Source organism: Pantoea sp. ABR1s, from assembly GCF_057812235.1.
In genome coordinates, this window is sequence record NZ_CM173823.1 from 3,746,930 (window position 1) to 3,758,890 (window position 11,961).

General features: G+C 55.1%; 10 protein-coding genes and 2 pseudogenes. 5 read left to right on the forward strand and 7 right to left on the reverse strand.

Features of this window, described 5'->3' with window-relative positions; all coding sequences use genetic code 11:
• Window positions 1–266 precede the first annotated feature (266 nt).
• Window positions 267–1,133 (forward strand): nucleoside-specific channel-forming protein Tsx, encoded by an 867-nt coding sequence (locus tag ACXKZD_RS17665; protein ID WP_010252090.1) that lies wholly within the window; start codon window positions 267–269, stop codon window positions 1,131–1,133.
• Between the two features lie 96 nt (window positions 1,134–1,229).
• Here the strand turns inward: ACXKZD_RS17665 and yjdN are convergent, their stop codons facing one another.
• Entirely contained in the window at window positions 1,230–1,667 is a 438-nt protein-coding gene (gene yjdN, locus ACXKZD_RS17670) for a VOC family metalloprotein YjdN (protein ID WP_010252091.1), read from the reverse strand.
• A gap of 75 nt (window positions 1,668–1,742) precedes the next feature.
• Window positions 1,743–2,639 carry a LysR family transcriptional regulator gene (locus ACXKZD_RS17675; protein WP_010252093.1) on the reverse strand — a complete coding sequence of 299 codons (897 nt, stop codon included), beginning with the start codon at window positions 2,637–2,639 and terminating at the stop codon, window positions 1,743–1,745.
• A 114-nt stretch (window positions 2,640–2,753) separates the two neighbouring features.
• Between ACXKZD_RS17675 and ACXKZD_RS17680 the strand changes: the two genes are divergently transcribed.
• The 3 genes from ACXKZD_RS17680 (at window position 2,754) to abgT (ending at window position 7,185) form a co-directional block, all read left to right on the forward strand.
• The gene (locus ACXKZD_RS17680; protein ID WP_263056826.1) at window positions 2,754–4,067 is read left to right on the forward strand and encodes an amidohydrolase; all 1,314 of its coding nucleotides are present in this window, start codon (window positions 2,754–2,756) and stop codon (window positions 4,065–4,067) included.
• Window positions 4,064–5,506, forward strand: a complete 1,443-nt coding sequence (locus ACXKZD_RS17685; protein WP_033759569.1) for a M20 family metallopeptidase — start codon at window positions 4,064–4,066, stop codon at window positions 5,504–5,506. Before ACXKZD_RS17680 ends, ACXKZD_RS17685 begins: the two co-directional genes overlap by 4 nt.
• A 161-nt stretch (window positions 5,507–5,667) precedes the next feature.
• Window positions 5,668–7,185, forward strand: a complete 1,518-nt coding sequence (gene abgT, locus ACXKZD_RS17690) for a p-aminobenzoyl-glutamate transporter (protein WP_010252101.1) — start codon at window positions 5,668–5,670, stop codon at window positions 7,183–7,185.
• A gap of 172 nt (window positions 7,186–7,357) precedes the next feature.
• Here the strand turns inward: abgT and ACXKZD_RS17695 are convergent, their stop codons facing one another.
• The 4 genes and pseudogenes from ACXKZD_RS17695 to ACXKZD_RS17710 all read right to left on the reverse strand — a co-directional run bounded on the left by ACXKZD_RS17695 (window position 7,358) and on the right by ACXKZD_RS17710 (window position 11,159).
• Window positions 7,358–8,014 carry a hypothetical protein gene (locus ACXKZD_RS17695; protein ID WP_033759567.1) on the reverse strand — a complete coding sequence of 219 codons (657 nt, stop codon included), beginning with the start codon at window positions 8,012–8,014 and terminating at the stop codon, window positions 7,358–7,360.
• Window positions 8,014–8,229, reverse strand: a pseudogene (locus ACXKZD_RS17700) (hypothetical protein); the annotation flags it as partial. The gene ACXKZD_RS17695 and the pseudogene ACXKZD_RS17700, both read right to left, overlap by 1 nt.
• 21 nt (window positions 8,230–8,250) lie before the next feature.
• Window positions 8,251–8,898, reverse strand: a complete 648-nt coding sequence (locus tag ACXKZD_RS17705; protein ID WP_033759564.1) for a hypothetical protein — start codon at window positions 8,896–8,898, stop codon at window positions 8,251–8,253.
• The gene (locus tag ACXKZD_RS17710; protein ID WP_192033849.1) at window positions 8,898–11,159 is read right to left on the reverse strand and encodes a M23 family metallopeptidase; all 2,262 of its coding nucleotides are present in this window, start codon (window positions 11,157–11,159) and stop codon (window positions 8,898–8,900) included. The genes ACXKZD_RS17705 and ACXKZD_RS17710 overlap by 1 nt, the downstream gene beginning before the upstream one ends.
• A gap of 135 nt (window positions 11,160–11,294) precedes the next feature.
• On the opposite strand from ACXKZD_RS17710, the pseudogene ACXKZD_RS17715 reads away from it, so the two are divergent.
• Window positions 11,295–11,405, forward strand: a pseudogene (locus ACXKZD_RS17715) (AbgT family transporter); the annotation flags it as partial.
• Between the two features lie 76 nt (window positions 11,406–11,481).
• Here ACXKZD_RS17715 and nadS read toward each other — a convergent pair.
• A complete protein-coding gene (gene nadS, locus ACXKZD_RS17720) occupies window positions 11,482–11,766 on the reverse strand; it encodes a NadS family protein (protein ID WP_022625237.1) in 285 nt (94 codons plus the stop codon).
• Between the last annotated feature and the right edge of the window lie 195 nt (window positions 11,767–11,961).

An 11,961-nucleotide genomic window follows, 5' to 3' on the forward strand; every position in this document is an offset into this window, starting at 1 on the left:
ATCACGAACCAGACAACGTAAACGGTTGCCTGGTTCCGTTCGATCCTGGTCATTATTGTGAAGCGCATCACATTTTAGCTGAATTGTAATGCAACACTTTTTGACAAACGTGAGCAAAATCTATTTTCTATCGATCTGTTACAGGCACGCTACGCGGGCTGAAGAACTGGCTGTTATTTGCTGTGAAACCCTCATTCCCATCAAGGGACCGATTTCTCTCTGACTGCGTCTGCTGTGCGGCGGTCAAAAGCATGTGGCTGATAATAATGAAATTTAAAACGTTGATAGCAGGTGCCGTGCTGGCATGTTCATTGAGTGGCGCTGCGCAGGCCGCTGAAAGCGATCCGCAGTATGTCTCCGACTGGTGGCATCAGAGCGTTAACGTGGTAGGCAGCTACCACACCCGTTTCGGACCGCAGTTTAACAACGACGTTTATCTGGAATATGAAGCGTTTGCGAAGAAGGACTGGTTCGATTTTTATGGCTACCTCGATCTGACCAACTTCTTCGGCGCAGGCAACAGCAACGCCAACGGCATTTTTGATCACGGTTCACCGATGTTTATGGAGATTGAGCCGCGCTTCTCTATCGACAAACTGACCGGCACCAGCCTGGCGTTTGGTCCGTTCAAAGAGTGGTATTTCGCTAACAACTACATCTACGACATGGGCCGCAACAGCGATAGCCGCCAGAACACCTGGTATATGGGTCTGGGCACCGATATCGATACGCACAGCGATGTCGGCCTGTCGCTGAACGTCTACGCAAAATATCAGTGGGAAAACTACGGTGCGGCGAATGAAAACAGCTGGGATGGCTATCGCTTCAAAGTGAAATACTTTGTGCCAATCACCACGCTGTGGGGCGGTAATCTGGGCTATGTGGGCTTCACCAACTTCGACTGGGGTTCCGATCTCCGCGATAAAGGCGGTTCATCACGCACCAGCAACTCCATCGCCTCCAGCCATATTCTGTCACTGGGTTACGATCACTGGCACTTCTCTGCGGTGGCGCGTTACTTCCACAACGGCGGACAGTGGGCGGATGGTCAGGAGCTGAATTTCGGCAACGGGCCGTTTGAAGTGAAATCGACTGGCTGGGGTTACTACCTGGTGGCGGGTTATAACTTCTGATTACGTGCGGCGGCCTGAATAGCGCCGCCGCGCATTAATCCGGGCAGTTGCCATTAATTAATACGGCGCCGCAAATTACGACGCCGGCTGGCCCGATTATTCCTGCGGCTTCTCGACGTTGATGCGCCATGGAATGTTGAACTTATCAATGAACATCGCGAATCCGTTCGACCAGAACGTCTCCTGCCACTCAGTTGTCACCTTGCCGCCTGCCGACAGTTTCTCAAACCAGGCTTTACCCTTTTCGACATCGGTAGTTGAGAGACTGACCGCGTAACCGGCATGCTCAGACGCTGGCGGCTGATCGGTGTTGCCATCGCTCAGCATCAGCTCACCGTCACCAATACGCAGCTGGGCATGCATGATCTTTTCTGGCGGCTGCGGCGCGGCAGACTGATCGCCGACCTGCTCACCCTGATCCGGCATATCACCGAATTTCATTTTAGAGAGCAACTCTCCCCCGGTCGCCTGCAGGTAAAAGTCGATAGCCTCTTCGCAACGGCCATAGAGAAACAGATAAGGACTGACTTGCATCGTAACCTCTATATTTGTCGGGTGGATTTTTTTCAGTACCTTAACAGTGTAGACGATCGACTTTACTCGCTGATTTTACTGGCAATAACGGCGAAAGAGTTGTGCCATATAACTGCTCATTGGGGTCAGCGTCGTGTCTTTGCGCTGGATCAGATAGAAGATCGCTTTCGGCAGGGGTTCGTCGAGCGTCAGCGCCACCAGCGACCGGCCCAGAATCGGGTCGTCAATGACGTCGACCGACAGAATACTGATGAAATCGCTTTGCGCGACCAGGCTGGTGCAGGCCATAAAGGTTTCACAGGTCACCACAATTTTCGGGGCCATGCCGCGTTCGCCAAACAGATCGTGCAACAAGCGGTAGTAACTGCCTTTAGGCGTTGGCATCGTCCAGTCCGCCTGCTGTAACTCCGCCAGAGAACGCGCCTTTTCCAGCGGATGGCCTTTGCGCACCACCACCTTGTACTCGCGCTCCATCATCCGCTCATACATCAGCTCCTGATCGAGATGGCTCTGATCGTAGGTATTAATGGTGAAATCGAGCGCGCCCTGGCGCAGTTCATGCACCATCGACACCAGCTGGCCTTCGACGATGCGCACCTTCACCAGCGGGTATTCGCGATGAAACTGGTTAATCACCTGCGGCATAATGGTGCGCGCCACGCTACCACCGACGCCGATATTCACCTGACCGCCACCCAGTCCCAGCCGCTGCTGAATATCCTCTTCGGCGACCCGCAGCTCTGCCAGCACCAGGCTGGCATGCCGAAAAAAGTTATCACCGATATCGGTTAACACCACGCCCTGCTGACGGCGGATAAACAGCTTTGCCCCCAGCTCGCGCTCCAGTTCCTGAATCGCTTTGGTTAACGCCGGTTGTGACAGCCCGGAAAGACGGCTTGCCGCCCGGATACTGCCCTGTCGCGCCACGTCAACGAAGGCGCGCAGCTGATGGAGCTTGAGATTGGCAGACATAATTTTGCGATAACCGTTGTTTATCAGTCACAAGATATTCGCATCTTATGCCGGTCAATACCATTGTGTAGATTCGGAACAGTGCATAAAAAATCAACAACGAGGAGAGAGCCGATGAACCCCCTTTCAGACCACGTCAGCGCCCGGCTGCCACAGCTGCAACAGTGGCGTCGCGACTTCCATCACTATGCCGAATCGGGCTGGCTGGAGTTCCGCACCGCCACCTTAGTCGCTGAAGAGCTGCATAAGCTCGGTTATCAACTGAAGCTGGGCCGTGAGGTCATCGACGCTGACGCGCGGATGGGCTTGCCCGACGAGGCGGTGCTGAAGCAGCAGGAAGCGCGCGCGCTGCAACAGGGCGCGCTGCCGCAGTGGATCAGCCACTTCTCCGGCGGATTCTGCGGCATCGTGGCAACGCTCGAGACCGGCCGTCCAGGCCCGGTGATGGGCTTCCGCGTCGATATGGATGCCCTGGATCTCAACGAGAGCCAGGCTGACGATCATCTGCCGCAACGTGAAGGGTTCGCCTCCTGCAACGCAGGCATGATGCACGCCTGCGGGCATGACGGCCACACCACTATCGGGCTGGGTCTCGCCTCGGTGCTGATGGCGATGAAAGATCAGCTCAGCGGTACGATTAAACTGATCTTCCAGCCCGCCGAAGAGGGTGTTCGCGGCGCAAAAGCGATGGTGGCGGCGGGCGTGGTCGATGACGTTGATCGCTTCACCGCGATTCATATTGGAACCGGCGTACCGGCAGGCGAAGTGGTGTGCGGCAGCGACAGCTTCCTCGCCACTACCAAGCTGGATGTTCACTTTACCGGCATCGGTGCCCATGCGGGCGGTCGTCCTGAAGAGGGCCGTAATGCCCTGCTGGCCGCCGCACAGGCAACGCTGGCGCTGCATGGTTTAACCCAGCACAGCGGCGGCGTGGCACGGGTCAACGTGGGTGTGCTGCAGGCGGGAACCGGCCGCAATGTGGTAGCCGACTGCGCCCTGCTGAAAGTCGAAACCCGTGGCGTGACCAATCAGGTTAATGACGATATTTATCAGCAGGCGCTGCGGGTGATTGCCGGTGCGGCGGCGATGTATGGCGTTGAGCAGCGGGTCTCGCTGATGGGGGCCGCGCGCAGCTGTACCCCGACGCAGCCATGGGTTGATTTCATCCATCAGCAGGCGGACGCGCTCGGTATCTTCGACTCCGTGGTCGATCGTAAAGCGCAGGCGGCGGGTTCAGAAGATGCGACCTACATGATGGAACGGGTAAAGCAGCGCGGCGGTCAGGCCTCTTACGTCATTTTTGGCTGTGAGCTGGCGGCGGGTCACCACAATGCGAAATTCGACTTCGATGAGCGGGTGATGCCGGACGCCATCACGCTGCTGGCGACGCTGGCGCTGAACCAGGCGCAGTATGGGGGCTCACGATGATGGAAGACTTTATTGCCGACTATATCGATCGTCATCAGCTTCGTTTCAGCACGCTCAGCGACGCCATCTGGGACACACCGGAGACCCGCTTTGCCGAAACCCGCTCGTCAGCCCTGCTTTCTGATGCGCTGGCAGAAGAGGGATTCAGAGTGGAACGCGGCGTGGGTGGCATCGATACAGCGTTTATCGCCAGTGCGGGCAGCGGCAAGCCGGTGATTGCCATCCTTGGCGAGTTCGATGCGCTGGCGGGCCTGAGTCAGCAGGCGGGCTGCGCCCGGCCACAACCTCTGGAAGCCAACGGCAACGGACACGGCTGCGGTCACAACCTGCTCGGCACGGCAGGTGTTGCGGCGGCCTGCGCCGTGAAAGCCTGGATGGAACAGCATCACACGGGTGGCACGGTTCGCTTTTACGGCTGCCCTGGCGAAGAAGGCGGTTCGGGCAAGACTTTTATGGTGCGCGAAGGGCTGTTTGACGATGTTGATGCCGCCGTGACCTGGCATCCGGAGGGGTTCAGCGGCATGTTCAATCTGCGCACCCTCGCCAATATTCAGGCGGCGTTCAGCTTCAAAGGGGTTGCGGCGCACGCGGCCAATTCTCCCCATCTGGGCCGAAGCGCCCTGGATGCCGTCACGCTGATGAATACCGGGGCCAACTTTCTGCGCGAGCATATTGTTCAGGAGGCACGTCTGCACTACGCCATCACCAACAGCGGCGGTGTTTCGCCAAACGTGGTGCAGGCCGATGCGGAGGTGCTCTACCTGATCCGCGCCCCGGAACTGCCACAGGCGCAGGCGATCTATGAACGGGTGATCAATATCGCCAGGGGTGCAGCGCTGATGACCGACACCACGCTGACCGTACGTTTTGATAAAGCCTGCTCGGATTACGTGCCGAATCGCGCGCTGGAAGCGGTCATGGAGCGTTATTTGCATCAGTTTGGTTTGCCCGACTATAGCGACGAAGAGCGCGCGTTTGCGGCGGAACTGCGTGCCACGCTCACTGATGACGATCTGCGCAATGCCCGGCTCAATGCCGCCCGAACCGGTGGGGAAGCCGGTCATGCCTGGGCTGAACAACTGGGCGACAAGCTGTTTATGGATGAGGTCGCGCCCTATGCGGTCACGCGAGAGCTGCTTTATGGCTCCACCGACGTCGGCGATGTCAGCTGGGTGACGCCGACTGCACAGTGTTTTGCGCCCTGCTTTACCTTCGGCACGCCGTTGCACACCTGGCAACTGGTGGCGCAGGGACGCACCAGTATCGGGCATAAAGGGATGTTTCTGGCGGGCAAAGTGATGGCGGCCACGGTGCTAACGCTGTTAACGGATCGGCAGGCGCTGGCTGGCTGCCGGGCCGAGTTTGATCGGCTACGCGCCACGCAGCCCTATCACTGCCCGATCCCGGCGGGGATCACACCAACAAAACTGGCCGAATGAGCCAACGGCCGTGTCTCTGACGCGGACCACTATAAAAAAATATTGCAAACACTTCCCCGATTCAGCGGTGCCGGAACTGAACTCACCGCCTGTCGCACAACGCGACCGGCGTCAGGCCTTGCTACCGCCGATAAAAGGGACACAAGACGAGAACCAATACCATGGAAGCAACATCCGAGAACCGCAGTCCTGGCCGGCTCTTCAGCTGGATCGAGCGCGTGGGGAATAAAGTCCCCAACCCGTTTTTACTGTTTGTCTATCTGATCGTTGTGCTGATGGTGGCGACCGCCATTATCAGCGCGCTGGATCTGGCGGTGAAGAACCCGAGCAACGGCGAAATCGTGCGGGTGAATAACCTGCTGAGCGTCGCAGGCATTCAGTGGATCCTGCCAAATATCATCAAAAATTTCAGCAGCTTTACCCCGCTGGGATCGATTCTGGCGCTGGTGATTGGTGCCGGACTGGCGGAAAAGGTCGGCCTGCTCCAGTCGCTGATGGTGAAGATGGCGTCACGCGTCAGCCGCCGTTATGCCAGCTACATGGTGCTGTTTATCGCCTTTTTCAGCCATATCTCCTCGGATGCCGCGCTGGTAGTGATGCCGCCGCTGGGCGCACTAATCTTTCTGGCGGTGGGCCGTCATCCGGTGGCGGGCCTGCTGGCCGCCATTGCCGGTGTGGCCTCCGGCTTTACCGCCAACCTGCTGATTGTCACCACCGATGTGCTGCTCTCGGGCATCAGCACTGAAGCGGCTAAAGCGGTCAGCGACACGGTGCATGTCAGCGTGATCGATAACTGGTTCTTTATGGCCACGTCGGTGATTGTGCTGACGATTGTGGGCGCGCTGCTGACCGATAAATTTGTCGAGCCGCGACTGCCAAAGTGGCAGGGCAACGGCGAGAAGCTGGCGGCGCTGACGCCGCTTGAAAACCGCGGTCTGCGGGCTGCCGGGATCGCCGCGCTGCTGTTTATCGCCCTGATGGCGCTGCTGGTGGTGCCGGAAAATGCACCGCTGCGCAATCCCGCCACCGGCGCCATTATTCCCTCGCCTTTTATTCAGGGCATCGTGCCAATCATCATTCTGTTTTTCTTTGTGGTGGCGATTGCTTATGGCGTGGTCACCCGACAGATCCGCCGTCCGGATGATATCCCGCAGCTGCTGGTCGATCCGATGAAGGGCATGGCGGGTTTTATCGTGATGGTGTTTCCGCTGTCGCAGTTCGTGGCGTTCTTCAACTGGAGCAACATGGGCAAATTCATGGCGATCGGGCTGACCGATGTGCTGGAGAGCGCAGGCGTCAGCGGCGCGCCCGCTTTTCTCGGCCTGATGTTCCTGTCGGCGTTTCTCTGCATGTTTATCGCCAGCGGCTCAGCCATCTGGTCGATTCTGGCGCCGGTCTTTGTGCCGATGTTTATGCTGCTCGGCTTCCATCCCGCTTTTGCCCAGATGATTTTCCGCATCGCCGACTCCGCCGTGCTGCCACTGGCACCGATGTCGCCGTTTCTGCCGCTGTTTCTCGCCTTTTTGCAGCGTTACCAGAAAGATGCGCAGCTCGGCACCTATTACGTGCTGATCTTCCCCTATCCGCTGGTGTTCTTTATCAGCTGGATAGCGCTGCTGCTGGTGTGGTATCTGCTGGGTCTGCCGATTGGGCCGGGCGTCTGGCCGAAACTGCCGTAATGCAGAGTGCCACGGATGGCATACATACAGCGCATGTTGGATTTAAATCGCTGTCGATTAAAAACGTGCGCTAACAAGTTAATAATCTGTTTAATTTACATTTGAATTTTTAGTTTCAGAAACAGCCGAGCAGTAAAACCGCCAGTAGCTTACTGGCGGTTTAGACAAAATGTCATCTCATCTGCTTTTCTGGCAATCCCATTTCCACGGTCTCAAGAGATTTGAGCATATAGGGGGTGAAATCGACTTCCTTACCGTCGACGAGATTAATTATTGAGCCGAAACCGCAGAAAGCAGCATAACCCTGGTTTTGTATCAGGCAGAATGACAGTTTTTTCTTCACCCCTTTCTTTTTTTCCTCCAGGGGAATGTTGCGGTTTATTACCGCATAGCCACGGGCATTGATGGATCGGATATTATACAACTCCAGAGGCTTCAACTCGCTCAGGCTTTTGATGCCATAGACTTCAAGGGTTCGCTGAGTGCCTTCCTTGTTCAAAATGTACTTTTTCTTTCTCCAAAGTCCTGTTTTTTTATCAAGATAGACTTTTTCAGGTAATGCTTGCCCCGGTCCGTATCCGTTGCTGATGACATCAACAGCGAACAGACAAAGCCAGGATGCTGATGGAGGGTATTTATTATGTTCAGATGGGTGAAATAATTTTAATGAAATTATTTTGCAGTCAATTGCATCTGCCAGGTAGTTGCCTCTGTGTAATGTTAGCTGGTCGAAAGACAACTCACTGAAGTTGTCTGGAGTAGTAATCTCGGGGGTTATTTCTCCTGAGGAAAAAAATGGGATTGCCATCAGCAGTAATAATTTTTTCATCAGCCTTTCCTTAGCTGGTCTGATTCGGGTTTTTCGTTGACCGGGTTGTTATGGCTGTCCGGGAATTTCTGCTCGGTGAGGACGGCTATCGCGCTGCCGTAGACGCAGCAGCGGGTATCAAAGCCATTCAGCCCCTGATATTCAGTGTTGTTAACCTGGTTTGGCAGGTTAACGGCGGCACTGGCCTGCCAGAAAGCCAGGCTGCGATAGTCAATCTTTCTAACATATTATTTCATCTATTTTTCCGGCAATCCCATTTCGACGGTCTCAAGAGATTTGAGCATATAGGGAGTGAAATCAACCTCTTTGCCGTCGACGACATTAATCATTGAGCCAAAACCACAGAAAGCAGAATAGCTATGGTTTTGTATCAGGCAGAATGATAGCCTTTTCTTCACTCCTTTCTGCTTTTCCTGCAGGGGAATATTGCTGTCGATAACCGCATAGCCACGGGCATTGACTGACTGAATATTAAACAGCACCAGAGGCTGTAACTCGCTCAGGCTTTTGATGCCATAAACATCCAGAGAACGCCGAGTTTCTTTTCTGTTTCGGTTATATTTTTTCTTTTTCCACTGATCCGTTTTTTTATCAAGGTAGACCTTTTCACCAAGCGATCTGTTTGGGCCATATCCGTCATTGATGACATCAACAGGAAACAGGCAAAGCCAGGATGCTGATGGCGGGTATTTATTATGCTCTACTGGGTAGAATAGTTTTAATGAAACAATTTCGCAGCTAGCCGTATTCGCTAGGTAGTTGCCTCTGTGTAATGTTAGCTGGTAGAAAGACAACTCACTGAAGCTGTCTGGAATGGTTATTTCCGGCGTTATTTTTCCGGACGTAAAACACGGGATTGCCATCAGCAGTAATAATTTTTTCATCAGCCTCTCCTTAGCTGGTCTGATTCTGGTTTTTCGTTGACAAGGTTGTTATGGCTGTTCGGGAATTTCTGCTCGGAGAGGACAGCTATTGCACTACCGTAAACACAGCAGCGGGTCTCAAAACCATTCAGCCCCTGATAATCAGTGTTGCTGACCTGGTTTGGCAGGTTAACGGCGGCGCTGGCTCGCCAGAAGGCCAGGCTGCGGTAGTAAATCTTTATCTCGCTCCGCCGGGGGATGACGCTGCACCGCTCCAGCACGTGTTCGGCATCCGCATAGGGGGCCATATCCCTTGCCACCCAGTAAAACCCGGCGCTGCTGGTCGCCTCATACAGATCGCTGCTGATGTTATTTCGCCAGCGGATAATGTTTTCAGGGACGTGGTTTTCGGTATCAGACAGGTGATTGTCGGTGTAGCGAAGAGGCCGGTGTGAATACAGGCGCCGGTATTCATTTATCAGGCTGTTTTTAATATTTTCAGGGCAGGTTCGTCCCCGGAAGCTGAAATAATCAAAGTAGTTCACCGGGCTGGTAAGCTGTAACAGGCCGCGACCGTACCACGGGTAGTACCAGATGTTGTAGCGCCGGATGACCTGACGCGTGCGCGGGTCTGTTTCCGTATAGCGGTACCCTTCCTCCATCGACCCCAGCCAGCCCGTTTCCTGAATGCCGTTCCCCAGGAAGCAGGCGATGCGCAGCGGGGTGGTAATCAGGTATTTCTGCATTGCCCTGTTCATGTGCGTACGTATATTGTCCGGGACGCTGCCGGCACCGTCCCGGTAATTGTTGATGGCCTCCCAGCGATAATCATTCTGCCCGGCCGTTCTTAATGCGTTCCGGGGAATAAGTTGCTTCAGTTCTGATTTGCTTAGCCAGCAACACTTGCGGAAATGGGTGATGAAGGTTTGCGGATGGAAATGCCACAGTCTACCGGTGCCGTGTTCGTCGGTATCAAAGCACAGCGCTGAGGCATGACTTTTCAGCCGTTCATAGTCTTCTTCAGACATGGCAGGAACATCGTCAGAGCCGGTTCTGAGCCAGGCATAGCGCTGGTCAAAGGTGGCAGCATTCCACTCCAGCGGAAAATGGCAGACCAGACGGCTGCTCAGGTCGCTGAAATGCCCGCTATCCTGTAATCCGGCGATAAGGGGGGAATTACACTGACTGTTTTTGTCCGTGTCATCGTCCACCATCCGCCACCCCGTCCAGTGCGGGAAGTCGGCATCGCTGAATTTTTTGATGTCAGGGGAAGCCAGATTGACCATGCCCGTTCCGCCGGGGAAGCTGATGGTACGCCACAGCGGGGCATCAGCGGGCGTCAGGGTTTCATGTTCAGTACTGATGACCCGCCCGAAACGGAGTAGCTCGAACCCGACAGACGGATTCTGCGGGTACAGGCGTCTGGCTGTCCGGTACAGATTGTATTCATATTTCAGATATGTTTCGGTAATGGAATTGTCTGCCGGACTGGCATCTGCATTCACCAGCGGCTCCCCCACGGGGTCGAAACATGCCTCCGTGATGGCGTTCTGCCTGCGGGTGAGCATCGTGCAGTCGCCTTTTCCGAAGGTCATGCTGACGAAGAGAGGTTCCGTGGTGGTATGAACTGTATTCAGGCGGTCCGTGTCCGGTGAGGCAGCGTCAGACACCGATTCATAAAAGTGTGTACCGGGTGGCAGATAAAAATGGATATCGCCATATAGGCTATCGGTTCTGCCGTCACGGGTAATATCGAGTTCGGGCGTGGTGCGTCCGGTCAGTTTCAGCATGTTTTCGCTGTCACAGAACACCTCAAAGTGAAAGGCGTTCACGTTATCCACCGTACCACTCTGCCCGATGCGGTCCTTGCGCCAGATTCTGGCGCCGTCCCTGATGGCGGGGGCCAGCCGTTCCCGTAGATGCATGTACAGGGAGTAGTACACGACGCTGCAGCTTTCCCCGATATCGGTTTCATGCTTCAGCAGGACATAACCGTCATCGGTTCTGCCATTGTAATTCAGCGGAAAGGTATCGCGCCGGTCAGTGGAGGACGGTGCGCGACAGGAGACCACTACTCCGTCGGCGATGGCGCGGACAAACTCAGTACGATCGTATCCTTCCTCAGTGCGGTCGGTGTGGAGAACGTGCACGCCCCCATGCCACGATGCGTGTCTGTTGAGCGGGAAGTCCTTATTGATATCCACGGGCATCATTCTGCTGACCCATGACGGATCACTTTCTCCGGCGTTCCGGGGGCGGACAAACGGCGGGCTGATTATCATGCTGACTCCCTGTCGTGTCTGAACTCTGAGAGCTGCAGGGTAACGCACCTTTTTACACAAACGTTGATTTCGAACAGGAAAAGAGCGAAGCCATTATGTTGACTCAAAATTTTTAAGCCGTGAAACAGGCTGTAGGTGATCTTCCCCTATCCGCTGGTGTTCTTTATCAGCTGGATAGCGCTGCTGCTGGTGTGGTATCTGCTGGGTCTGCCGATCGGGCCAGGCGTCTGGCCGAAACTGCCTTAAAGCACAGTGCCACCGATGAATGTTTCATCGGTGGCACGTTTTATTTTTTGTTAAACGGCGTGCAGGGAACAACGGCTCATTGCGCCGCCAGCTCCTTAAAAAATTCCGGGTTTTTCTGGATAGTGACCAGTACTTTAGCTGCCAGCCCGGTCGGGTTACGCCGTCCGGCTTCCCAGCTCTTTATGGTATCGAGGCTGGTTCCCAATGCCGTCGCCATCTCACTCTGTGAGACGTTAAGCTGTGCCCGGATAGCCTTCACGTCGGCAACCGCGTAACGGGTAACACGACCGGGCTCCCTGATACCGTTTTTGATCTCCACAGCCTCTTCCAGCGATGCTTTCAGCTCGTCAAAAAAACTCACGTTACACCTCATCTTTCAGTAATTGTGTCAGCTTCTTCAGCTCAGCTTTTTCCGCGTCCGTGAAAAGGTGTCATAAAGCAAGGCTATGATAACGCAAGGACGCCATTTGCATCCATGCGCTCCTGCCCCCGCGTTACCGGACTGAGAGACAGTCCGGAGTTCGCTGCATTCAGATTCTGGCCTGGTCGCCGCTGC

Bases quoted from the DNA above. Each gene is read 5' to 3' on its own strand.
- ACXKZD_RS17665 (WP_010252090.1), top strand. From the start codon at position 267: ATGAAATTTAAAACGTTGATAGCAGGTGCCGTGCTGGCATGTTCATTG.
- yjdN (WP_010252091.1), bottom strand. From the start codon at position 1,667: ATGCAAGTCAGTCCTTATCTGTTTCTCTATGGCCGTTGCGAAGAGGCT.
- ACXKZD_RS17675 (WP_010252093.1), bottom strand. From the start codon at position 2,639: ATGTCTGCCAATCTCAAGCTCCATCAGCTGCGCGCCTTCGTTGACGTG.
- ACXKZD_RS17680 (WP_263056826.1), top strand. From the start codon at position 2,754: ATGAACCCCCTTTCAGACCACGTCAGCGCCCGGCTGCCACAGCTGCAA.
- ACXKZD_RS17685 (WP_033759569.1), top strand. From the start codon at position 4,064: ATGATGGAAGACTTTATTGCCGACTATATCGATCGTCATCAGCTTCGT.
- abgT (WP_010252101.1), top strand. From the start codon at position 5,668: ATGGAAGCAACATCCGAGAACCGCAGTCCTGGCCGGCTCTTCAGCTGG.
- ACXKZD_RS17695 (WP_033759567.1), bottom strand. From the start codon at position 8,014: ATGAAAAAATTATTACTGCTGATGGCAATCCCATTTTTTTCCTCAGGA.
- ACXKZD_RS17705 (WP_033759564.1), bottom strand. From the start codon at position 8,898: ATGAAAAAATTATTACTGCTGATGGCAATCCCGTGTTTTACGTCCGGA.
- ACXKZD_RS17710 (WP_192033849.1), bottom strand. From the start codon at position 11,159: ATGATAATCAGCCCGCCGTTTGTCCGCCCCCGGAACGCCGGAGAAAGT.